This is a genomic window from Streptomyces liliifuscus (genome assembly GCF_016598615.1).
Classification (GTDB): domain Bacteria; phylum Actinomycetota; class Actinomycetes; order Streptomycetales; family Streptomycetaceae; genus Streptomyces; species Streptomyces liliifuscus.
The window spans coordinates 4,050,830-4,074,181 of the sequence record NZ_CP066831.1 but is presented as its reverse complement, the minus strand read 5'-3'; the positions used below and the strand labels follow the sequence as shown (position 1 = coordinate 4,074,181).

16 protein-coding genes are annotated in these 23,352 nt (G+C 69.8%); 11 read left to right on the top strand and 5 right to left on the bottom strand.

From position 1 onward, the window contains the following. Nucleotides 1-22: 22 nt before the first annotated feature. Nucleotides 23-2,257 (top strand): DEAD/DEAH box helicase, encoded by a 2,235-nt coding sequence (locus tag JEQ17_RS17180; protein ID WP_200401532.1) that lies wholly within the window; start codon nucleotides 23-25, stop codon nucleotides 2,255-2,257. A 126-nt stretch (nucleotides 2,258-2,383) separates the two neighbouring features. On the opposite strand, the gene JEQ17_RS17175 is transcribed toward JEQ17_RS17180, so the two are convergent. Then, nucleotides 2,384-3,490: a threonine synthase gene (locus JEQ17_RS17175; RefSeq protein WP_200396062.1), complete on the bottom strand. Its 1,107-nt coding sequence runs from the start codon at nucleotides 3,488-3,490 to the stop codon at nucleotides 2,384-2,386. A gap of 226 nt (nucleotides 3,491-3,716) precedes the next feature. Here JEQ17_RS17175 and JEQ17_RS17170 point away from each other — a divergent pair, with 226 nt between their 5' ends. The 7 genes from JEQ17_RS17170 to JEQ17_RS17140 all read left to right on the top strand — a co-directional run bounded on the left by JEQ17_RS17170 (nucleotide 3,717) and on the right by JEQ17_RS17140 (nucleotide 12,859). Beyond that, nucleotides 3,717-5,312, top strand: a complete 1,596-nt coding sequence (locus tag JEQ17_RS17170; protein ID WP_200396061.1) for a S8 family peptidase — start codon at nucleotides 3,717-3,719, stop codon at nucleotides 5,310-5,312. 455 nt (nucleotides 5,313-5,767) lie between these two features. Then, complete coding sequence (locus JEQ17_RS17165; RefSeq protein WP_200396060.1) at nucleotides 5,768-7,039, top strand: DUF4190 domain-containing protein; 1,272 nt, start codon at nucleotides 5,768-5,770, stop codon at nucleotides 7,037-7,039. Between the two features lie 147 nt (nucleotides 7,040-7,186). Then, on the top strand, nucleotides 7,187-7,939 hold the full coding sequence (locus tag JEQ17_RS17160; RefSeq protein WP_200396059.1) for a GntR family transcriptional regulator: 753 nt from the start codon (nucleotides 7,187-7,189) through the stop codon (nucleotides 7,937-7,939). Nucleotides 7,940-8,282: 343 nt separating this feature from the next. After that, nucleotides 8,283-8,465: an SPOR domain-containing protein gene (locus tag JEQ17_RS17155; RefSeq protein ID WP_055618615.1), complete on the top strand. Its 183-nt coding sequence runs from the start codon at nucleotides 8,283-8,285 to the stop codon at nucleotides 8,463-8,465. Nucleotides 8,466-8,507: 42 nt separating this feature from the next. Further along, nucleotides 8,508-8,927 (top strand): (deoxy)nucleoside triphosphate pyrophosphohydrolase, encoded by a 420-nt coding sequence (locus JEQ17_RS17150; protein WP_200396058.1) that lies wholly within the window; start codon nucleotides 8,508-8,510, stop codon nucleotides 8,925-8,927. 426 nt (nucleotides 8,928-9,353) lie between these two features. Then, nucleotides 9,354-9,761: an ATP-binding protein gene (locus tag JEQ17_RS17145; protein WP_200396057.1), complete on the top strand. Its 408-nt coding sequence runs from the start codon at nucleotides 9,354-9,356 to the stop codon at nucleotides 9,759-9,761. Nucleotides 9,762-10,192: 431 nt separating this feature from the next. Further along, entirely contained in the window at nucleotides 10,193-12,859 is a 2,667-nt protein-coding gene (locus tag JEQ17_RS17140) for a SpoIIE family protein phosphatase (protein ID WP_200396056.1), read from the top strand. A 39-nt stretch (nucleotides 12,860-12,898) separates the two neighbouring features. On the opposite strand, the gene JEQ17_RS17135 is transcribed toward JEQ17_RS17140, so the two are convergent. The 4 genes from JEQ17_RS17135 to JEQ17_RS17120 are packed head-to-tail and all read right to left on the bottom strand — an operon-like array spanning nucleotide 12,899 to nucleotide 16,789. After that, on the bottom strand, nucleotides 12,899-13,678 hold the full coding sequence (locus tag JEQ17_RS17135) for a succinate dehydrogenase/fumarate reductase iron-sulfur subunit (RefSeq protein ID WP_200396055.1): 780 nt from the start codon (nucleotides 13,676-13,678) through the stop codon (nucleotides 12,899-12,901). Then, the gene (locus tag JEQ17_RS17130; protein ID WP_200396054.1) at nucleotides 13,675-15,618 is read right to left on the bottom strand and encodes a fumarate reductase/succinate dehydrogenase flavoprotein subunit; all 1,944 of its coding nucleotides are present in this window, start codon (nucleotides 15,616-15,618) and stop codon (nucleotides 13,675-13,677) included. Before JEQ17_RS17130 ends, JEQ17_RS17135 begins: the two co-directional genes overlap by 4 nt. Next, nucleotides 15,618-16,439 carry a hypothetical protein gene (locus JEQ17_RS17125; RefSeq protein ID WP_200396053.1) on the bottom strand — a complete coding sequence of 274 codons (822 nt, stop codon included), beginning with the start codon at nucleotides 16,437-16,439 and terminating at the stop codon, nucleotides 15,618-15,620. The genes JEQ17_RS17130 and JEQ17_RS17125 overlap by 1 nt, the downstream gene beginning before the upstream one ends. A gap of 59 nt (nucleotides 16,440-16,498) precedes the next feature. Continuing rightward, nucleotides 16,499-16,789 carry a hypothetical protein gene (locus JEQ17_RS17120; RefSeq protein WP_200396052.1) on the bottom strand — a complete coding sequence of 97 codons (291 nt, stop codon included), beginning with the start codon at nucleotides 16,787-16,789 and terminating at the stop codon, nucleotides 16,499-16,501. Between the two features lie 375 nt (nucleotides 16,790-17,164). Here JEQ17_RS17120 and JEQ17_RS17115 point away from each other — a divergent pair, with 375 nt between their 5' ends. From JEQ17_RS17115 to JEQ17_RS17105, 3 genes are all read left to right on the top strand, one after another. After that, entirely contained in the window at nucleotides 17,165-19,768 is a 2,604-nt protein-coding gene (locus JEQ17_RS17115) for an ABC transporter family substrate-binding protein (RefSeq protein ID WP_200396051.1), read from the top strand. Nucleotides 19,769-19,968: 200 nt separating this feature from the next. Beyond that, complete coding sequence (gene typA, locus JEQ17_RS17110) at nucleotides 19,969-21,876, top strand: translational GTPase TypA (protein ID WP_143636632.1); 1,908 nt, start codon at nucleotides 19,969-19,971, stop codon at nucleotides 21,874-21,876. Nucleotides 21,877-22,266: 390 nt separating this feature from the next. Beyond that, complete coding sequence (locus tag JEQ17_RS17105) at nucleotides 22,267-23,304, top strand: ABC transporter permease (protein ID WP_200396050.1); 1,038 nt, start codon at nucleotides 22,267-22,269, stop codon at nucleotides 23,302-23,304. The last annotated feature ends 48 nt before the right edge of the window (nucleotides 23,305-23,352 follow it).

The window sequence follows — 23,352 nt, the reverse complement described above, 5'->3', positions numbered from 1 at the left end:
CGTACGGCACACGAGGGGCGTCATGGCGGAGGGTGAGGGGGCGGTCGACAGCCCCGTACCGGTGGGGCGGAGGACCCGAACGGTCGTCGCGCGGGGCGAGCGGCTGCGCGGGCTCGCGCACGGAGTGCTCGACGATCACGCGCGGGCCGTCGACCAGGTGCGTACGGCCCTCGCGCCGGTCCTCGCCGAACTGGTCGCCCAGGAGCTGGAGGGCATCCCGGTCTCACGCCTGAAGGACGTCACCGAGGGACGGCTCAGGCTCGGGGCCCTTGAGGCGGCGGGGCTCGGATCGGTGCGCGGCGTGTTCGACGCGAGCCGGTACGAGCTGCGGCAGATACCGGGAGTCGGGGCACAGACCGCCGACCAGGCGCTCGCCGCCGCCCGGCAGATCGCCCGCGCGGTCGAGGAGACCGTGTCCGTACGGATCGACGTCGACCACCCCGAACCGCGGACCACCGCCCTCGTCATCGCACTGCGCAGGCTCGTCGAGGCCGGCCCCGACCTGCGCCGGGCCGTGGACGCCGCCACAGAACTCGACCGCAGGTTCAAATTGCTTCTCCCGGCGGCCCGTCCGGCCACCGGGCGGCTGCGGATGGCCCTCACGGGCAGGGCCAGGCGTCAGAGCGCCCTAGCCGCCGTCGCGGAACTGCGCGCACTGACGGGCGACGCCGTCGCCAGGGGCGTACCGATGCTGCTCACGCAGGCGTCCACCGACCTGCTGCGGGAGTCCGCGTCCGACGCCGAGGCGTGGGTGGACTTCGAGCTGAAGTCCCCGGAGTACTACAGCCAGCTCGCCGAGATCGCCGGGAGCGCGCCCGACGTCGAGGCCGCCGAGGGGTTCCTGCCTGCCGAGGTCGCGGACCGGGTGCACGCGCAGGGGCTCGACGACACCCACCGGCGGGTCTCGCTCCGCGGCTACCAGTCCTTCGGCGCGCGGTTCGCGCTCGCCCAGCGCCGGGTGGTGCTCGGCGACGAGATGGGCCTCGGCAAGACCGTCCAGGCCATCGCCGTCCTCGCGCACCTCGCCGCCGACGGGCACAGGCACTTCCTGGTGGTGTGCCCGGCGAGTGTACTGATCAACTGGACGCGCGAGATCCGCTCCCGCAGCACCCTGCGCGCGGTGCCCGTGCACGGGCCCGACCGGCAGGAGGCGTACGCCGAGTGGCGCGAGCGCGGTGGCGTCGCGGTCACCACCTTCGACGTGCTGCACAGCCTGCCGGACCCGGCGAAGGGGGTGCGGGGCGGTAGGGGTGCGAAGGGTCCGGCCGGGATCCCCGCCGCCGTACCCGCTGCCCCCGCCGCGCTCGTTGTCGACGAGGCCCATTACGTCAAGAACCCCGAGGCGCGTCGGTCCCGGGCCGTCGCGCGGTGGACCGACCGGTGCGAGCGCGTCCTGTTCCTCACGGGTACGCCGATGGAGAACCGCGTCGAGGAGTTCCGCACCCTCGTCCGCTACCTCCAGCCCGAGCTGGTGCCGAAGATCCAGGGCAGCGACGCCGTCGCGGGCCCGCACACGTTCCGCAGGTCCGTCGCCCCCGCCTATCTGCGGCGCAACCAGCAGGACGTGCTCACCGAACTGCCCGCGCTCGTCCAGGTAGACGAGTGGGAGGAGTTCAGCGCCGCCGACATGGACGCCTACCGCGAGGCGGTCGCCGCCGGGAACTTCATGGCGATGCGCAGAGCCGCGTACGCGCACGCCGAGAAGTCGGCGAAGCTCCAGCGGTTGCGCGAGCTCGTGGCGGAAGCCGCCGTGAACGATCTGAAGGTGGTCGTCTTCTCCTACTTCCGGGACGTCCTCGCCACCGTCCAACAGGCCGTCGGTGAAAGCGTGTTGGGGCCGATCGCGGGTGGTGTGCCCGCCACCCGGCGGCAGCAGCTCGTCGACGAGTTCACGGCCGCGTCCGGGCACGCCGTGCTGCTCTGCCAGATCGAGGCCGGCGGTGTCGGCCTCAACCTCCAGGCCGCGTCCGTCGTGATCCTCTGCGAGCCGCAGGTCAAGCCGACCCTGGAGCACCAGGCCGTCGCCCGCGCCCACCGCATGGGGCAGGTCCGCTCGGTCCAGGTGCACCGGCTCCTCGCCACGGACAGCGTGGACGACCGGCTGTTGCGCATCCTGGAGAGCAAGTCCCGCCTCTTCGACGCGTACGCCCGCCGCAGTGACGTCGCCGAGGCGACGCCGGATGCGGTCGATGTGTCGGACGGGACGATTGCTCGGCGGATCGTGGAGGAGGAGCAGCAGCGGTTGGCCGCGGGGTGAGGTTGTGTTTCGCCTGCGGGCCGGTGGGGGCTGGTCGCGCAGTTCCCCGCGCCCCTCAAAAGCAAGGGCGCGGGGAACTGCGCGATCAGCCCCCACCCACCCGCACCCGAGTCACAACCCGAAGACCTACGAACGCGCGAGCCCCGTTTTCAGGCCCGCCCCGCACAGGGGCACGACGGCCGTGCGCGCCCCCAGCACCCCCTCCCGTACGGCCGCCCAGCAAGCCACCCCCGTCGACTCCACGTACAGACCCTGCGAGGCAAGGTCCCGCTGGGCGTGGCGGAGCTGGTCCTCCGTCACGGTGAGGAACGTGCCGCCGGACTCCCGGACAGCGCGCAGGATCTGCCGGGCCCGCGGCGGCCGGGGGATCGCGATGCCCTCGGCGAACGTGGGGGCCGCCGGGGTGACACCGACCAGGTCGTCGGCGCCCTCGTGCCAGGCGTGGGCGAGCGGGGCGACGGCGGCGGACTGGACCGCGTACAGGGCGGGCCTGCGGTCGATCATGCCCGCCGCGTGCAGCTCGGCGATCGCGAGGGACGCGCCGAGCAGGAGCGTGCCGTTGCCGACGGGGACGACGATCACCTCGGGGAGCCGGCCGCCGAGGTCCTCCCACAGCTCGTGGACGTATGTCTTCGTACCGTGCAGGAAGTACGGGTTGAAGACGTGCGAGGCGTAGAACGTGCCGTCCGCGTCCGCCGCCTCCCGGGCTGCCCTCGCCGCCGCCTCCCGGTCGCCCGGGACGACTTCGAGGCGGGCCCCGTGCGCCCCGATCTGCTCCAGCTTCTTCGCGGACGTGCCGTCGGGCACGTAGACCGTGCAGGGCAGTTGGGCCCTGGCGCAGTACGCGGCGACCGCCGTGCCCGCGTTGCCGCTGCTGTCCGCGACGACCCGGCCCGGTCGCAGCCGCAGGGCCAGCTCGGCAAGGAGGACGGCCCCGCGGTCCTTGAAGGAGAGCGTGGGCATCAGGAAGTCCAGCTTGGCCGAAACACCGTCCTTGAGCGGGACCAGCGGGGTGCGGCCCTCGCCGAGCGACACCGAGGGGGACGACAGGGGCAGGCACTCCGCGTAACGCCAGAGGGAATTCACCCTGCCCGCGAGGGACTTGAGGGAGGCGGGCGTGGGCGCGAAGTCCAGGTCGAGCGGGCCGCGGCAGACCGGACAGCACCACGCGAGCGAGTCCATGGGGACGCGCGTGCCGTCCACCGGGCAGAAACAATCCGGCAAGGGAGTCATGTCGGCAGGTTAGATGCACCGATTGGTGACGGAGTGTCATGACTGGCATATGGCACCTGCGTTACGTCTGTGCAGGGCTCTTGTGCAATTCCTTGGGAACCCTCAATCTTTCGGCTGAGCGCAGGGGCGAAGTGGCCAGTTCTTGACATGACCCTGTCGCCTTCGCGTGCGTACGACCGCACCACCCCCCACCACCAGCGCACCACCTATTGAGGAGGATCCTCAGATGGCAGTGATGCGTCATGCCCGGCGAAGACTCGCCGGGATCTCCCGTGTCTCCGGTATCGCGGGCATCGGTACGGCGGCCCTCGTCGCCGGTCTCGTCTCCGCCCTCCCGGCGCAGGCCGCCGCGGGCCCCGAAGGCCGGATCCAGTACGCCGGCGCGCCCGACACGATCGCGAACAGCTACATCGTGACGCTCCACCCGGACGCCGCGAAGTCCGGCTCGGCCGAGGGCAGGGCCCTCGCGAAGGAGTACGGCGCCACCATCGAGCGTACGTACAAGAAGGCGCTGAACGGTTACGCCGTCGAGGCCACCGAGGCCGAGGCGAAGAGGTTCGCCGCCGACCCGGCCGTCGCCTCCGTCGTCCAGAACCGCGTCTTCTCCATCGAGACGACCCAGCCCAACCCGCCCTCCTGGGGTCTCGACCGCATCGACCAGGCGGCCCTCCCGCTCAACCAGAGCTACACGTACGACGACACCGCCGGTGAGGGCGTCACCGCGTACGTCATCGACACCGGTGTCCGCATCACGCACACCGACTTCGGCGGCCGGGCCTCCTACGGCTACGACGCCGTCGACAACGACAACACCGCCCAGGACGGCCACGGCCACGGCACGCACGTGGCCGGCACGGTCGCGGGCACGGCGTACGGCGTCGCCAAGAAGGCGAAGGTCGTCGGCGTCCGCGTCCTCAACAACTCGGGCTCCGGCACCACCGCCCAGGTCGTAGCGGGCATCGACTGGGTGACGACCAACGCCGTCAAGCCGGCCGTCGCCAACATGAGCCTCGGCGGGACCGTCGACACGGCGATCGACACCGCCGTACGCAACTCCATCACTTCCGGCGTCACCTACGCCGTCGCGGCCGGCAACGAGACGACGAACGCCTCGACCCGCTCGCCCGCCCGCGTCACCGAGGCCATCACCGTCGGCGCCACCACCAGCACCGACGCCAAGGCCAGCTACTCCAACTACGGCACGGTCCTCGACCTCTTCGCCCCCGGCTCCTCCATCACCTCCGCCTGGGGCACGGGCGACTCCGCGACCAACACCATCTCCGGTACGTCGATGGCGACCCCGCATGTCGCCGGGGCCGCCGCGCTCTATCTGGCCGACAACCCGACCGCGACGCCGGCCGCCGTCCAGACCGCGCTGGTCAACTCGGCCACCACCGGGGTCGTCACCAGCCCCGGTACGGGCTCGCCCAACCGTCTGCTGAAGGTCGGTGGCGGCGGTACCACTCCGCCTCCGACGGGTGACCTCTTCGAGAACACCGCGGACTACGCGATCGCCGACAACTCCACGGCGAACTCTCCGGTCACGGTGAGTGGCGTCACCGGCAACGCGCCCGCCGCGCTGAGCGTGCCGGTGAACATCGTCCACACCTACATCGGTGACCTCCAGGTCCAGTTGATCGCTCCCGACGGGACGGCCTACACGCTGAAGGCGTACGGGACCGGGGGTTCGACGGACAACATCAACACCACGTACACGGTGAACGCCTCGTCCGAGGTCGCCAACGGGACGTGGACGCTGCGCGTGAGCGACAACGCTTCGCTGGACACCGGGTACATCAACTCGTGGGGGCTTCAGTTCTGACCCACCCGACGGCTACGCGGCGGTAGCGGTACGCCGGTAGTTCCCCTCGCCCCCGTGGCACGCCACGGGGGCGAGGTGCGTTGGATTTCGCCCCCGCCGCCCCTACCCATTCCCGTCCCTTTCTGGGGCTCCGCCCCAGGCCCCGTGGGGTGTGTTGTCGGGTGCGGGTCCGGTGGGGGCTTGTCGCGCAGTTCCCCGCGCCCCTAAGTACCCAGGTACTTAGGGGCGCGGGGAACTGCGCAGTCTTTTGGTCTTTTGGGGGTTCGGGGGCGTAGCCCCTGAGTCAGGGACGGGAATGGGTAGGGGCGGCGGGGGCGAAGACAGGTGGGGGCGACCGAATCGTCGGGATCGTTCCCTGTGTTCCGTCGTTGTCCGGGCCGCGCTTACGATGCGCCCTGTCGTACGTCAGTTCCGCACCACCTGGACACAGCACTCGGACGAGGAGCACGGTACTAGTGGAGATACCCCCGCCCTCCGGGCCCCAGCACCCGCAGGGTGGCCAGCCTCAGGGAGGACAACCCCAGGGGCCGTACCCGCCACCGGGCCAGCCGCAGGGCCCGTACGGCGCGTACCCGGGCCAGCCGCAGGGCCCGGTCCCGGGACCGGGCCCGTACGGCTATCAGCCCTGGGGACAGGGCTACTCCCCGTACAACACCCCGGCCCCGGTCAACGGCCTCGCCATAGCCGCGCTGGTGCTCGGCATCCTCTGCTTCCTCCCCCTGGTCGGCCTGATCCTCGGCTTCTTCGCGCTGGCGCAGATCAGGAGGAAGGGCGAGCGCGGCAAGGGCATGGCGATCGCCGGCATGATCCTGTCGGGCATCGGCGCCGCGATCCTCGCCCTCGCGCTGGCCACCGGCGGAGCGTCCGAGTTCTGGGACGGCTTCCAGGAGGGGGCGCGCGAGGCGAGCGAGAAGGGCGCGACCTTCTCCGTGGACGAGGGCGAGTGCTTCGACACGCCGGGCGGCTCGCTGGAGGGCATGGCGTACGACGTCGACACGGTGCCCTGCGACGAGGAGCACGACGGCGAGGTCTTCGCGAACTTCAGGATGGCGAGCGGCAGTTACCCCGGTGACAGCGAGATCACCGAGGCGGCCGACGAGAAGTGCTACCCGCTCCAGTACGCCTACGCCATGGACACCTGGGCCATCCCGGACAACGTCGACATCTACTACTTCACGCCGACCCGGGACAGCTGGAGCCTCGGCGACCGCGAGATCAGCTGCCTGTTCGGCAACGTGGACGAGAAGGGCAGCCTGACCGGCTCGCTGCGCCAGGACGAGACGACCCTCGACGCCGACCAGCTCACTTATCTGAAGGCGGCCCAGGTCCTCAACGAGGCCATGGACTCGGCGCCCGAGGAGGAGTACGTCGAGGACGACCTGCCCGGCCACAAGGAGTGGGCGACCAGGGTCTCGGCCGCCCTCACCGAGCAGCTCGGAATGCTGCGCGGCCACGACTGGCCCGCCGACGCGAAGGAGCCGGTCGCCGCGCTGGTCAAGGACCTGGACACGGCACAGGGGGAGTGGTCGGCAGCGGCGAGGGCCACCGACGCGGACGTCTTCTACGAGCACTACGACAAGGCGCTGGAACTCACCGACGCCGAGAAGTCGGTCACCACGCGCAAGGCTCTGGGCCTCGCCTCGACGCCACCGGAGTCGTACGAGGACGGCGGAGATGAGGACGCCGGTACGGGAGGCGGCACAGGAGGCAGCGGTGCAGAGGTGTGACGGCGGCCATAGCGGGGAGAAAGTGCCTGCGTAAAGCCTTGGGCGGCCCCAAGTCATCACATCGAGTGATTCTCTGGCCTTCGCTTGCCTGGCACAACCCACGGTTGCCACCCTGTAGCTGTCTGTACAACCTGACGGGAGTGGCCAGTGACATTCGGTGAGCAGCCGGCGTATCTGCGCGTCGCAGGTGATCTTCGCAAGAAGATCGTCGACGGATCGCTGCCACCGCACACACGGCTCCCGTCACAGGCCAGAATCCGCGAGGAGTACGGCGTCTCGGACACGGTCGCCCTGGAGGCCCGCAAGGTCCTGATGGCCGAGGGCCTGGTCGAGGGCCGCTCCGGGTCCGGTACGTATGTGCGCGAGCGCCCGGTGCCGCGCCGCGTCGCCCGCTCCGGGTACCGGCCGGACAGCGGGTCGACGCCGTTCCGCCAGGAGCAGGCCGACGTCTCCGCGCGCGGTACGTGGGAGTCGCACAGCGCGCAGGCCGAGGCGAGCGGCGCCATCGCCGAACGGCTCGGCCTCCAGGCCGGCGACCGCGTGATGTGCACGAAGTACGTCTTCCGGGACGCGGGCGAGGCGATGATGCTCTCCACCTCCTGGGAGCCCCTCGCCGTCACGGGCCGCACACCGGTGATGCTGCCCGAGGAGGGCCCCCTGGGTGGCATGGGCGTCGTCGAGCGCATGGCCGCCATCGACGTGATCGTGGACAACGTCACGGAGGAGGTGGGCGCCCGGCCCGGCCTCGCCGAGGAGTTGTCGGCGCTGGGTGGCGTACCCGGGCATGTCGTGGTCGTCATCCAGCGGACGTACTACGCGTCCGGGCGGCCGGTGGAGACGGCGGACGTGGTGGTGCCGGCGGACCGGTATCGGATCGCGTATCACTTGCCGGTGAAATAGACCGTAGCCGTCGTAGCTGCTTGCGACTTGGGCCGGTTGCCGGCTGTCGGCGGCTGGTTGGCGGGGCCCGTGCCGGTGGAATCCGGTCGTTCTCCTGGAGGGTGTTCGGCGCGGTCTTAGTGCTGTCGGCGGGAGCCTGAAGGGGATGAGGGGGCGTGTCCGTGAGGATGCGCCCCCTTCGTGCTGGCCGATTGCGTACCTCTCGGGCATCCCGCGCATACCTCTTTGTGAAAAGGCGTATTCGCTGCGTGAAGGTTAGGCGTAGGCTCGGGCATATGCGGATTGCGGTTTCCTTATGTGGCGGGGCAGGACGCGAGCCGGGGGCGGGGAGCGGAGGGGCGCGATGAACGACGGCACCATCACACTTCCCTGGCTCGTCATACGACAGGACGACAACGGCAATCGCTACCGCGTCGGCAGGTACGCGACGAGGGCCGAGGCCCAGAAGATCGCGGACAGCCTCGACGACCGTGGGCACAAGCAGCTCTACTGGGTCGAGCGGATCGGGCAGAACGGCTCGAAGTGACGCGTGGGGGTGTGTCCGTGGGGCTCCCGTAGGCTCCGGCGCATGACCGAACGGATCGTGGTGGTGGGAGCCGCCGTGTTGAGCGACGGGTGTCTCCTTGCCGCGCGTCGCAGTGCGCCCGCGGAGTTGGCCGGGCGGTGGGAGTTGCCCGGGGGGAAGGTGGAGGTCGGGGAGACTTCCGAGGGGGCGCTCGTGCGGGAGCTTCGGGAGGAGCTCGGGGTCGAGTCGGAGGTGCTTGCCCGTGTTCCGGGTGAGTGGGCCTTGCGGTCGCCGTACGTCCTTCAGGTCTGGACCGTGCGTCTCCTCGCCGACTCGCCTGCGCCCAAGCCGCTCCAGGACCACGACGAGCTTCGCTGGTTGACCTCCGACGAGCTCTGGGACGTGGAGTGGCTGGACCAGGACGTAGCGGCCGTGATGGAGGTCGCGCGGGGGGTTTGGGGGAGCGGGGCGGCTGCGGGGTAGGGGTTCTTTCGCCCCCGCCGCCCCTACCCATTCCCGTCCCTTTCGGGGGCCGGCCCCCGAACCCCCGCTCCTCAAACGCCGGAGGGGCTGATTTTCAGCCCGTCCGGCGTTTGAGGACGAGGCCGTTCAGGCCGATACGGGGGTTCGGGGGCGGAGCCCCTGAGTAAGGGACGGGAATGGGTAGGGGCGGCGGGGGCGAAAGAAAAGGTGTGACCATCACAACTTCGCGCACTCGAGTCTGCGGGGTGCGGGACGCACACCGTACGTGGGACGCTCGGGCTCGCGAGGCGCATGTGGCGGCTGAGACGAGCGCCGAGTACGCCGTTCGCGCCACAGTGCGCCCTCGCGCACGGTACTCCGCCCGGGATATCGGGTATGTGCCCATTAACCCCATGAAACCGGACATGGTCCGCTTCTGGCCTGGGAGTGATCTGCGTGATCCACACCGAGGGCGATATCGCCGAGTGGACCTTTCCCGCGGATCCAGGCGCCGTCCGGACCGCCCGAACCGTCGTCCGGGGCCAGCTCCATGCCTGGGGCCTGGACTCCCTCGGTGACGTGACCGCGCTGTTGGTCAGCGAGCTGGTCACCAACTCCCTGCGGCACGCGACGGGTCCCATCGGCGTTCGCCTCGTACGCCCCACGGAACCGATGGACGTCCTGCTCGTCGAGGTCTCCGACCCCCTCCCCGATCCACCGCAGGAACGCGACGCGGAGCCCGAGGACGAAAGCGGCCGTGGCCTTCAGCTCGTGGCGAACTCCTCCCGCCGCTGGGGCACCCGACCGGGCGGCAAGGGCAAGACGGTGTGGTTCGAACTGGCACTCCCGACCTGACGGCCGGCGGCCGCCCCCGCAGCCAACCAGCAGCCGCCCCAGGCCGATCAGCAGCCGCCCCAAGCCGATCAGCAGCCGATCCGCCCCGACCAGGCAGTCGATCCGCACCCGCCCCGCGGTCACCCCCCGGCCAATCCCAAGCCATTCCGCAGCCGACCCGCAGCCGATCCATGGCCGTCCCACAGCCGCCCCCAAGTGCCCCCCGAACCACCCCCGACCCCTCGGACACACGAGCCACCCCCAAGTCCGTGGTTCGACGGGGTCCCACATGGTTAGAAGACTGGGAGTGTTTGTCGCGGCCGGTCCTAAAAGCATCGGGACCGTGCTGTGATCGTGAACACCGTGTTGTGCGGCACCGTAGTGCTGGATACTGCGGGCAGCCGCCTCCGGTGACCGGTGCCGGACGCGGTGAGCTGGAGGGGACGGTTCGCGTGAGCGAGATACCAGCGAAGGCCACGGAGTCCGAGGACCCGTCGGGCGGCGCGATGGCTGATGCGACGACAGGCGATGGCGCGTTGCCGGTGCCGGACGAGCCCCGGGGCGCGGGGCACGCCGGAATATCCGGTGCGTCCGTCGAGGCGCAGGGCGAGGTGCCCGGCGAGGTCGTGTGGCAGAGCAGTCCGCCCGGATCGATCTACGACTACATCAAGGTCGCCTCGTTCTCCATAGGCCCCGACGGCCTCGTCGACCAGTGGAGTCTGCGCGCCGAGCAGCTCTTCGGCATCTCGACCGAGCGCGCGGTCGGCATGGACCCCATCGAGGCCTTCGTCGCCGAGGACAAGCGCGAACTGGGCCAGCGGAAGATGGCCGAAGTCCTCGACGGCAGGGAGTGGACCGGTGTCGTCCCCTTCCGACTGCCCGACCCCGAAGGCACCGGCCTGGCCGCCGAAGGACTCGCCGAGGTCTACGTCATGCCGACGCGAACGGAGGAGGGCGAGCGGGCCGCCGTCTGCATAGTCGTGGACGTTCGTATTCTGCGCAGGATCGAGACCGATCTCGCCGCCTCGCAGGCCATTTTCGGCCAATCTCCTTTCGGTTTCCTGCTGATCGACCCGGACCTGCGCATCCGCCGCGCCAACGAGCGGTTCGCCTCGGTCTTCGGCGGCACCGTCGACGACCATCGCGGACGCACCGTCAAGGACTATCTGGCACCGGGCGAGGCCGAGCGGGTCTCCGCGATTCTGCGACGGGTCCTGGAGACCGGTGACTCGGTCAACGAGCTGCTGGTCAGCGGTACGGTGCCCGGTTCCAGCGAGCGCCGCCACTGGTCCATCAACCTCTATCGCGTACACAGCGGTTCGGGCCGTCCGATCGGCATCGCCTGGCTGGGCACCGACATCACCGCGCGCCGCGCCGCCGCCCGCGAGGCCGCCCACGCACGGCGCAATCTCGCCCTTCTGAACGAGGCGGGAGCGCGCATAGGCAACTCCCTCGATCTGGAGACCACCGCCCGCGAACTCCTCGATGTGGCCGTCCCGGGCTTCTGCGACCTCGCCTCCGTCGACCTCTACCAAGGCCTCCTGGCCGGCGACGAGACCCCGCCCGGCCTCGCCGACGGCAGCGCCGAGATGCGCCGCGTCGCCTACGCCAGCGCCGTGTCCGACGCGCCCTTCATCGGTGGCCCGGAAGCCGTGAACGTCGGCGCGGTCCACCACTACGCCTTCAACTCGCCCTTCGCGGACGCCCTGCGCACCGCCCGCCCGCAGAGCGTCGCCGCCGAGGAGGGCGGCCTGATCCAGTCCACGCTCGCGGTGCCGATGGTCGCCCACGACACGGTCGTCGGCCTGGTCCAGTTCTCGCGTACGAAGGGGAGCGAGCCGTTCGGGGAACGCGACAGCTCTCTCGCGGTCGAACTGGCCTCGCGCGCCGCGGTCTGTATCGACAACGCCCGCCTCTACCGCCGGGAGCACGAGCGCGCCCTGATACTGCAGCGCTCCCTGCTCCCCCCGGGCGACCCGGAGGCCTCCGGCCTGGACATCGCCTGCCGCTACCTTCCCGGAAACGCGGCCACGGAGGTCGGCGGCGACTGGTTCGACGTCATCGAACTCCCCGGCCACCGCACTGCGTTGGTCGTCGGAGACGTGATGGGCCGCGGTCTGCGCGCGGCCGTCGCGATGGGTGAACTCCGCACGGCCGTACGCACCCTGGCGCTGCTCGACCTCGAACCGGCCGAGGTGCTCTCCGCGTTGGACGAGATCGCCCGCGGCCTGGGAACGCCCGGCGGAGTCCAGCAGTCTACGCGCGGTGCTCGCCAGTCCCGGGACGCAGACCTCTCCGAGGTCTACCTCGCCACCTGCGTGTACGCGGTCTACGACTCCGTCACCCGCCGCTGCACCTTCGCCAACGCGGGCCATCTCCCGCCCGTCCTCGTCGAGCCCGGCGAGAGCGCGCTCATGCTCGACGTACCGCCGGGGATGCCGCTCGGCGTCGGCGGCGAGCCGTTCGAGGAGGTGGAGGTGGAACTGCCGGAAGGTGCCCTCCTGGCGCTCTACACGGACGGACTGGTCGAATCCCGCGACCACCCCCTCGACGAGGGCCTACAGGCCTTCGTGGGCGCCCTCACCGACCCCTCCAGCCCGCTGGAGGACGTCTGCGACCACGTTCTCAACACGCTCGACACGCACCACGGCGAGGACGACATCGCCTTGCTGATGGCACGTGTCCAGGGGCTGCCGTCCGAGTCCGTCGGCGACTGGACGCTGCCGCGCGAGCCGCGCAGCGTGGGCCGCGCCCGGGAGTACGCCCGGGGCCAGCTGCTCAGCTGGGACCTGGAGCCGCTCGTCGACACGGCCGAACTCCTCGTCAGCGAACTCGTCACCAACGCCCTGCGCTACGGCGAGGGCGAGATCCGGCTGCGTCTACTCCTCGACCGCACCCTGGTCTGCGAGGTCTGGGACGCAGGACTGGTGCAGCCCCGCCGCCGCCGTGCCCGTGACACGGACGAGGGCGGCCGCGGCCTCCAGCTCGTCGGCCTCCTGAGCGCGGCCTGGGGCTCCCGCCGCACACCCCGCGGCAAGACGGTGTGGTTCGAACTGCCCCTCCCCAACGGCGGGAAGGGCCTCACGGACCCGGCAGAGGCGCTGCTGAGCCTGTTCTGACCCCGGCCGGGTCCCGCCACCCCGGCCGGGTCCGACCTCCTACACCGAACCGGACGGCCGCCTGCGGATCTTGTCGCCCAGCCACACCAGCGGATCGTATTTACGGTCGACCGCCCGTTCCTTCAAGGGAATCAGCGCGTTGTCCGTGATCTTGATGCCCTCGGGGCAGACCTCCGTGCAGCACTTGGTGATGTTGCAGTAGCCGAGGCCGTGCTCGTCCTGGGCGGTCTTCTTGCGGTCCAGACCGCTCTCGTCGGCCGCGTCCAGGGGATGCATGTCCAGTTCGGCCACCCGCATCAGGAAGCGCGGGCCGGCGAACGCGGTCTTGTTCTCCTCGTGGTCACGCACCACATGGCAGGTGTCCTGGCACAGGAAGCACTCGATGCACTTGCGGAACTCCTGCGACCGGTCCACGTCCTCCTGCATCATCCGGTACTCACCGGGGCCGAGGTCCTCCGGCGGCACGAACGCGGGCACCTCCCGCGCCTTCATGTAGTTGAAGCCGACGTCCGTCACCAGGTCCCGTACGACCGGGAACGCCCGCAGCGGGGTCACGGTGATCGTCTCCTCGCGGGTGAACACCGACATCCGCGTCATGCACAACAGCCGCGGACGTCCGTTGATCTCCGCCGAACACGAACCGCACTTGCCCGCCTTGCAGTTCCAGCGCACGGCCAGGTCGGGAGCCTGGGTCGCCTGGATGCGGTGGATGATGTCGAGCACCACCTCGCCGTCGTTGACCTCGATCCCGAAGTCCTCCAGGCCGCCGCCCTCGGCATCCCCGCGCCAGACCTTGAAGCGGGCCTCATAGCTGCTCACTCGTAGAGCTCCTCTTCGGCGAGGTACTTGACCAGCTCCTCCTTGTCGAAGAGGGCGAGCAGGTCGGGGCGGATGGGTTCGGTGGTCTCACGGACCAGGTCGATCTGCCCGCGCACGGGGTCGGTCGCCGCCAACCCGCCGGTGGGATCGACCAGTTGGCAGAGCAGGTTCACGCGCCGCCACGCCCGGTCCATCGCCGGATGGTCCTCCCGCGTGTGACCGCCCCGCGACTCCGTACGCTCCAGCGCGGCCCGTGCCACGCACTCGCTGACGAGCAGCATGTTCCGCAGGTCCAGCGCGAGGTGCCAGCCGGGGTTGAACTGCCGGTGCCCCTCGACCCCGGCCCGCCTGGCCCGTACGCGCAGGTCGGCGAGTTTCTCCAGGGCCGCCTCCATCTCCGCTTCACGGCGGATGATGCCGACGAGGTCGTTCATCGTCTGCTGGAGTTCCTGGTGGAGGGTGTACGGGTTCTCCGGCGGCCGGCCGTTCTCCACGCCGGGCTCGGGGCCCTCGGCGGAGAAGGGCCGCAGTGCCTCCGCTGCCGCGGTGTCCACCTGGACGTCGTCCACGAGGGGCCGGGCCCCGGTGAGCCCGGTGGCGTACTGCGCCGCGTGCAGACCGGCCCGCCGCCCGAACACCAGCAGGTCGGAGAGGGAGTTGCCGCCGAGCCGGTTGGAACCGTGCATCCCGCCTGCGACCTCCCCGGCCGCGAAGAGACCGGGCACGCCACGCGCCGACGCGCTGTCCGACTCGACCGCGATCCCGCCCATCACGTAGTGACAGGTGGGCCCGACCTCCATCGCCTCGGCGGTGATGTCGACGTCCGCGAGTTCCTTGAACTGGTGGTACATGGACGGCAGCCGTCGCCTGATGACCTCGGCGGGCATACGCGTCGACACGTCCAGGAAGACGCCACCGTGCGGGGAGCCGCGGCCGGCCTTCACCTCGGAGTTGATGGCCCGTGCCACCTCGTCCCGGGGGAGCAGCTCAGGGGGTCGGCGGTTGTGGTCCGGGTCCTCGTACCACCGGTCGCCCTCCTCCTCCGACTGCGCGTACTTCTCCTTGAAGACGTCGGGGATGTAGTCGAACATGAACCGCTTGCCCTCGGAGTTCCTGAGGACCCCGCCGTCCCCGCGCACGGACTCCGTGACGAGGATGCCCTTCACGGACGGCGGCCAGACCATGCCCGTCGGGTGGAACTGCACGAACTCCATGTTCAGCAGGGGCGCACCCGCGAGCAGTGCCAGCGCGTGCCCGTCGCCCGTGTACTCCCACGAGTTCGACGTCACCTTGAAAGACTTGCCGATACCGCCGGTGGAGACCACGACCGAGGGGGCTTCCAGCACGAAGAAACGGCCGGACTCGCGCTCGTAGCAGAAGGCCCCGGAAACCCGGCTGCCGTCCTTCAGGATCCGGGTGACCGTGCACTCCTGATAGACCTTCAGGCGTGACTCGTAGTCACCGGTCTCCTTGAAGTCCTCCTGCTGGAGGGACACGATCTTCTGCTGGAGCGTGCGGATCAGCTCCAGGCCCGTACGGTCGCCGACGTGCGCGAGCCGCGGGTACTCGTGCCCGCCGAAGTTGCGCTGCGAGATGCGCCCGTCCTTCGTGCGGTCGAAGAGGGCGCCCCAGGTCTCCAGCTCCCAGACGCGGTCGGGGGCCTCCTGCGCGTGCAGTTCGGCCATCCGCCACTGGTTGAGGAACTTGCCGCCGCGCATGGTGTCGCGGAAGTGGACCTGCCAGTTGTCCCCGGAGTTCACGTTGCCCATGGCCGCCGCGATGCCGCCCTCGGCCATCACCGTGTGCGCCTTGCCGAACAGCGACTTGCAGATCACGGCCGTACGGGCGCCTCGCTCACGGGCCTCGATGGCGGCCCGCAGGCCGGCGCCACCGGCGCCGACCACTACGACGTCCCACTCCTGTCGGTCGACCACGGACATCAGAAGAACCTCGGATCGTCGAAAGCGCCGGAGGCGACCAGGTACACGTAGAAGTCGGCGAGCGCCACGCTCACCAACGACGCCCAGGCCAGCTGCATGTGACGGGCGTTCAGTTTCCCGACCAGCTGCCAGGTCCTGTAGCGCACGGGGTGCTTGGAGAAGTGCTTGAGCTTGCCGCCGACGATGTGCCGGCAGGAGTGGCAGGACAGCGTGTACGCCCAGATCAGCGTGATGTTGACCAGGAACACGAGCGTGCCGAGCCCCATGTGGCCCCACTCGTAGTGCTCGTCACGGAAGGCGAGCACGGTGTCGTACGTGAGGATCCCGGCGACAGGCACCGCCGCGTAGAAGAAGTAGCGGTGGATGTTCTGGAAGATCAGCGGGAAGCGGGTCTCGCCGGTGTACTTCTTGTGCGGCTCGGCGACCGCGCAGGCCGGCGGCGAGGCCCAGAAGCCCCGGTAGTAGGCCTTGCGGTAGTAGTAGCAGGTCAGCCGGAAGCCGAGCGGGAAGATCAGAACGATCAGCGCGGGGGACAGGCCCCACCAGCTGCCGAAGATCTCCCAGTTCGGGCCGCTCCGCATCGGCTCGCAGTTCTCCGCCAGACAGGGCGAGTAGAACGGCGAGACGTACGGGGCCGCGTAGTAGTCGCTGTTCGCGAACGCCCGCCAGGTCGAGTAGACGACAAAGGCCAGCAGCCCGGCCGCGGTGGCGGCGGGCGCCAGCCACCAGCGGTCGGTCCGCAGATGCGGGGCGGCGATCGCGGCGCGCGTACGGGTCCGTACGCCGCCGCTGTTCATTTGAGGTTCCGTACCAGTGGCCAAGGAAAGCGCACCTTCTTTTCAGGGCTCGGTTCGCCTCGCTCGCCGGTCGGCCGGCGTGTTCATGGAGCGCGTCGGTCGCGGGCGCCGAGACCCTCGTCGTCGGAGTCCGTCCACAGGGTGTTGTCGTACGGGGTGTCGGGGATCGACACGAGGTCGGGGCGCCGCGGTTTGCCGAGGCCGGGTGCGGCCTCGCGGAGCAGCGCAACGCTCTCGCGGAGGTGGTCGGCGTCGGTGCGCACCCTGCGCATCTCCAGGCCGCCGCCACCCATCTGCTGTTCCAGTCGCTTCACGGACCTCACCAGGTCGTCGAGACAGCGCTGGACTGACGTCAGGTCATCGTGCACGGACATGACTTGCCCTCACTTCCGCGGACCTCCGGCCCAAGGCGGCAACGTTCATGCGCCTGCGAGTGTCGCGCGTCACATCGGCCCCTGTGAAGGGATCTGCATGGATTACCGGATCGTGTCGCTCTCTGCGCGCTGGTCGCGCGCCCCCGGCCGGGAGGGGGCGCGCACGGTGGCGCCGAGCCGTTGGGCCGCACGGGTGGGCTTCCGTGGGCCGGTCGCCGTGTCGCCGCCCGCGGGCGGCGACTCTCCCCTTCAGTGGGGCGATAGATCAGATCAACTCCATTATACCGCCAAAAGTGATCTACATCACAGTGCCTGACCTGGCCTGCCCTGTCCGTTCTGCTCCTCGTGATCAGCACCGCCCCGGAGGTACCAGTCATGTCCCACGACGGCGTCGGACCCCGCGCGGTGATGCGCTCGGTCGCGTTCCTCACGGCGGGCGTGCTCGCGGTGCCCGCCCTTGCCGGCTGCAGCGAGAAGGACCCGGCGGGCAAGCCCACCGCGGGTCAGGAGATCGCCCCCGCGGAGCGCGGCCGGATCGCGGACGGCGGCACCCTGCGCTGGGCCGTGGACGCCCTCCCGGAGACCCTCAACGCCTTCCAGGCCGACGCGGACGCCGCCACCTCCAAGGTCGCGGGCGCCGTGCTGCCCTCCATGTACCGGCTCGACGCGAACGGCCGGCCGCAGCGCAACCCCGACTACCTGGAGTCCGCGAAGGTCGTCGACCGCGAGCCCAGACAGGTCGTGCTCTACAAGCTCAACCAGCAGGCGGTCTGGAGCGACGGCCGCGAGATCGGCGCCGCCGACTTCGCCGCCCAGTGGCGCGCCCTGTCCGGCAAGGACTCCGCGTACTGGACCGCCCGCAACGCCGGCTACGACCGCATCGAGAAGATCGAACGCGGTGCCAACGACCTGGAGGTGCGGGTCACCTTCAGCAAGCCGTACGCCGACTGGCAGTCGCTCTTCTCGCCGCTGTACCCGAAGGACGTCATGGGCACCCCGGACGCCTTCAACGACGGCGCCCGCCGCAAGCTGAAGGTCACCGCGGGCCCCTTCGCCCTCGACACCGTCGACAAGGACTCCGGCGAGGTCAGGCTGAAGCGCAACCCGCGCTGGTGGGGCCGCCCCGCCAAGCTCTCCGAGCTGGTCCTGCGCGCTGTACCTCGGGACAAGCGCACCGCCGCGCTCGCCGAGGGCAAGGTCGACCTGGCCGAGATCGACTCCGCCGAGGCCCACCGCATCACGCTCGCCGCCCGCGACAAGGGCAAGGGCAAGGGCAACGGGGCGCCGCTCGCCCACGGCCCCGGCGCCGCCCTCACGCCCGGCAGGTCGCTGCGCTCCTGGGCGATCGCGCACGGCTCCGACGAGGAGGCGGCCGACGAGGAGATCCTGGCCCGCAAGAAGCGGGGCAAGGCCGTCGCGAAGTACGCGGACGAGCAGTCGGCCCTGCGCGGCTTCGAGGTCCGCAAGTCCCTCGAACCCGCCTTCACCCAGCTCGCGTTGAACGGCGAGGAGGGGCCGCTCGCCGACGAGCGGGTCCGCCGGGCCGTGGCCCGCGCCCTGGACCGGGACGAGCTCGCCAGGGTGGTCCTGCGGCCGCTCGGCCTGCCCGCCGAACCGGTCGGCAGCCATCTCGCGCTCTCCGGACAGCACGCGTACGCCGACAACAGCGGAGCGCTCGGCGGCCAGGACACCAAGGAGGCGCAGGCCCTGCTGGCCGACGCCGGATGGGTGTCCGGCGGTCCCGTCAAGGAGGAGCAGAAGGAGAAGAAGGCGGCCGGCGCCGGAGCCTCGAAGGAACCGGCCGGCTCGGAGGCGTCCGAGGCGTCGGGGACCCCCGCGGAATCGGGCTCGGGTTCGGGGTCGGAATCGGAATCGGACTCGGACACCGACGAAGGCTCGACCGGCTCCGAGGATTCCGGCAGCTCGGGCAGCTCCAGCAGTTCCGACGGCTCGGAAGGTTCCAGCAGCTCCGACGGCTCCACGGGTTCCGACAGTTCCGGGAGCTCCGACAGCTCCAGCGGCTCGGACGGTTCCGACAGCTCAGGGGACGACGGTACGTACATCGTCGGTGAGGACGGGAAGCCGGGTGACGACAAGCCGGGCGCCGACCGCGCCCCGGCCCTGCTCGTGCCCGCGCCCCTGGCCGAACTGCAGCGGGTCGCGCTCCTCGACCAGGCCTACGTCCTGGGCGTACGCGGCCAGGCCGAGAAGGCGAAGAAGGGGCAGAAGCAGAAGGCCGGGCAGAAGCAGAGGGCCGAGACGGAGAAGCAGCGGAGGATGGACGGGCCGGGCACGTCCGGCAAGGTGGAGAAGAACCTCGCCCACGAAGGCAAGTCGCAGTTCCAGCACGGCGGCGCCCCCGGGGCGTACGCGCCGAAGGGCACCGCAGCCCCGGGGCGTGCCGCGGCCGGACCGCTGGCCAAGAACGGCAAGCCGCTGTCGCTGCGCTTCGTGCTCCCGTCGGGCCCCGGCTCCCAGTCGCTGCGGGCGGTCGGCGAGCGGATCGCGCGGATGCTGGAACGTATCGGCATCCGCACGGAGATCTCCAAGGTCGCCGACGAGAGCTACTTCAAGGACCACATCGCCTCGGGCCAGTACGACCTGGCGCTGTACTCCTGGCCCGCGTCAGCGTTCCCCGCGACCGACGCCCGCCCGATCTACTCCAAGCCGGTCCCGGCCTCCGACGGCTCCCTGAACGTCGAGCAGAACTACACCCGGGTCGGCACCGACCAGGTCGACCAGCTCTTCGACCAGGCCATCGCCGAACTCGACCCGGGCGAGTCCCGCTCCCTGGTCCGCAAGGCGGACGCCCGCATCTGGGCCGCCGCCGGCTCGATCCCCCTCTACCAGCGCCCCCAGCTCACCGCGGCCCGGACCAACCTCGCCAACGCAGGCGCCTTCGGCTTCCAGACCCCTCTCTACGAGGACATGGGCTTCCTGAAGAAGAACACAAAGCCGCAGGTGAGACCTTCGTCCTGAGCGGGGCCGCGGCCCCGTGAGGGGCGCGGGGAACTGCGCGATCGGCCCCCACGGCCCGCACTGTGAGAACCGGCCCGCCCAGCCCGCGAAGCCCCAGCGGCAGCGTGCACGTACGATGGGGTAAGGCCGTGGCACGTTTCAGCCCGGCAGGGCCCCGCGCAGCGGAGGCCGTTCACTCACTCCGGGAGAAGCGCCTCAATATGGCCACGCGCCACGACATCCGCAACGTCGCCATCGTCGCCCACGTCGACCATGGCAAGACCACCCTGGTCGATGCCATGCTCAAGCAGGCCGGTGCCTTCGCCGCGCACGCCGCCGAGTCGCTCGACGACCGCATGATGGACAGCAACGACCTGGAGCGTGAGAAGGGCATCACGATCCTGGCCAAGAACACGGCCGTGAAGTACCACCCGAAGGATGGCGGCGACGTCATCACGATCAACATCATCGACACCCCGGGCCACGCCGACTTCGGCGGCGAGGTCGAGCGCGGTCTGTCGATGGTGGACGCGGTCGTGCTGCTCGTCGACGCGTCCGAGGGCCCGCTGCCCCAGACCCGCTTCGTGCTGCGCAAGGCGCTCCAGCAGCGTCTGCCGGTCATCCTGTGCATCAACAAGACCGACCGCCCGGACTCCAGGATCGACGAGGTCGTCAACGAGACCTACGACCTCTTCCTGGACCTGGAGGCGGACGAGGAGCAGATCGAGTTCCCCATCGTCTACGCGTGTGCACGTGACGGTGTTGCCTCGCTGACCAAGCCGGAGGACGGCACCGTCCCGGCCGACAGCAACAGCCTGGAGCCGTTCTTCTCCACGATCCTGTCGCACGTCCCGGCCCCGTCGTACGACGAGGAGGCCCCGCTCCAGGCGCACGTCACCAACCTGGACGCCGACAACTTCCTCGGCCGTATCGCGCTGCTCCGCGTCGAGCAGGGCGAGCTGCGCAAGGGCCAGACCGTCACGTGGATCAAGCGCGACGGCACGATGTCCAACGTGCGCATCACCGAGCTGCTGATGACCGAGGCGCTCACCCGCAAGCCGGCCGAGATGGCCGGCCCCGGTGACATCTGCGCGGTCGCCGGTATCCCGGACATCATGATCGGCGAGACCCTCGCCGACCCCGAGAACCCGATCGCGCTGCCGCTCATCACGGTCGACGAGCCGGCGATCTCCATGACCATCGGTACGAACACCTCGCCGCTGGTCGGCCGTGGCGGCACCGGCAAGGGCGCCTCCGCGAAGGCGGCCGTGAAGGACCGCAAGGTCACCGCCCGTCAGGTCAAGGACCGCCTGGACCGCGAGCTGATCGGTAACGTCTCGCTGCGGGTCCTGGACACCGAGCGCCCCGACGCCTGGGAGGTGCAGGGCCGCGGTGAGCTGGCGCTGGCCATCCTGGTCGAGCAGATGCGCCGCGAGGGCTTCGAGCTGACCATCGGCAAGCCGCAGGTCGTCACCCAGGTCATCGACGGCAAGGTCCACGAGCCCGTCGAGCGCATGACGATCGACGTGCCCGAGGAGCACATGGGCGCGGTCACGCAGCTCATGGGCGTCCGCAAGGGCCGCATGGACAACATGTCCAACCACGGTTCGGGATGGGTGCGTCTGGAGTTCGTCGTGCCGTCCCGCGGTCTCATCGGGTTCCGGACCGAGTTCCTCACCGGCACCCGCGGCACCGGCATCGCGCACTCGATCCACGAGGGCCACGAGCCCTGGTTCGGCGTGCTGACGACCCGCAACAACGGCTCCCTGGTCGCCGACCGCGCCGGCGCCGTCACCGCCTTCGCGATGACGAACCTCCAGGAGCGCGGTGTGCTGTTCACCGACCCCGGCACCGAGGTGTACGAGGGCATGATCGTCGGCGAGAACTCGCGCTCCGACGACATGGACGTGAACATCACCAAGGAGAAGAAGCTCACCAACATGCGGTCGGCCGCGGCCGACTCGTTCGAGGCGATCGTCCCGCCGCGCAAGCTCTCCCTGGAGCAGTCCCTGGAGTTCTGCCGCGACGACGAGTGCGTCGAGGTCACCCCGGAGTCGGTTCGCATCCGCAAGGTGAACCTGGACGCCCGCGAGCGCGCCCGCTCCGCGAGCCGCGCCAAGCACGGCTGACGCCCTCTCAGGGCTGCTGAACGCCCGGTTTCCGCACGAAGGTGGGGAGCCGGGCCTTCGGCGTACCCGGACGCCGAAACCGTGTCAGTTCGGGCAACGGTGCAGTGGAAGCGGCGGCGTTCGCATATCGGGCATTGGCCAATCAAGTTTCGGACACGTAAACGAAATTTTCGACAATCATGTCTGATTTGCCGGATTCTCGTCTCACCTGTCAAGCGCGCGCAGGTGTCAATCTTTGCAATTTTTGCTCAAAATTTCGACGGTAGGGAGATCCCTATGTCTTCCGCCCTTGACGCGCGTTGACCCACTTGGTGAAAGTTCCCTGAAACCACAGAACCTGCCGGTATCTGTGCTGCGCTCAACTCTCCATCCCCCGGGGGAAGAACAAAGATGACCAGTCCAACCAAGGCCGAGGGCTCCGGGCCGTCGGCGGCCTTGGACCCCGAGCTCGCGTCGAAACCCGAGCCGGTCGAGGCGGAGAAGCTCGAGGGCCGCTCCCCCGGGCAGTTGATGTGGCATCGCTTCAAGCGAGACCGTACCGGAGTCATCTCCGCGTGCGTGGTGATTTTTTTCTTCGCGATCGCCGCACTGGCCCCGGTCATCTCGCAGCTGTACGGGAAGGATCCGTACACGCTCTACGCGCAGGAGCCCGACTACCCCTTCCTGCTCGACGACTTCGCCATGCCCACCGGCTCCTTCGGGGGAATATCCGGTGACTTCTGGTTCGGTGTCGAGCCCAAGCTGGGGCGCGACGTGTTCACGATGCTGCTGTACGGCATGCGGACCTCGCTCTACATGGCCGTGCTGGTCACGGTGTTCAGCGTTCTGACGGGCGTCGTCATCGGTATGGTCAGCGGCTACTTCGGCGGCAAGGTCGACTACTGGCTCGGCCGGGTCACGGACTTCTTCCTGGCGTTCCCGCAGCAGCTGTTCTTCATCGCCTTCATGCCCGTGGTCACGGCGCTGTTCGTCTCCCCGACGGACGAGACCCCGGTCTATCTGCGCGCCGTCGCGATCATCCTCGTGATGTGGTTCCTCGGCTGGATGGGCATGGCCCGTCTGGTGCGAAGCTCCGTACTCTCCCTGCGGGAGCGGGAGTTCGTCGAGGCGGCCAAGGTCTCGGGAGCCTCTCCGACGCGCATCGTGCGCAAGGAGATCCTGCCGAACATCGTCACGCCGATCCTCGTGCAGGGCACCTACATGCTGCCCAGCTCGATCCTCTCCATCGCCTTCCTCTCGTACGTCGGTGTGGGCTTCGTCGAGCCGACGCCGGACTGGGGCCGGATGTTCGCCATCGGCTCCGAGATCTATGAGCAGGACCCGATGTTCATGTTCTTCCCGGGCGTGGCGATGGTGGTCTTCGTGCTCGCCTTCAATCTTCTCGGCGACTCCGTCCGGGACGCTTTCGACCCCAAGACCGGACGCTAACCGTCCATTGGTGGTGGGGGGACTGCCACCCCCGTTCCGGGCAACCGG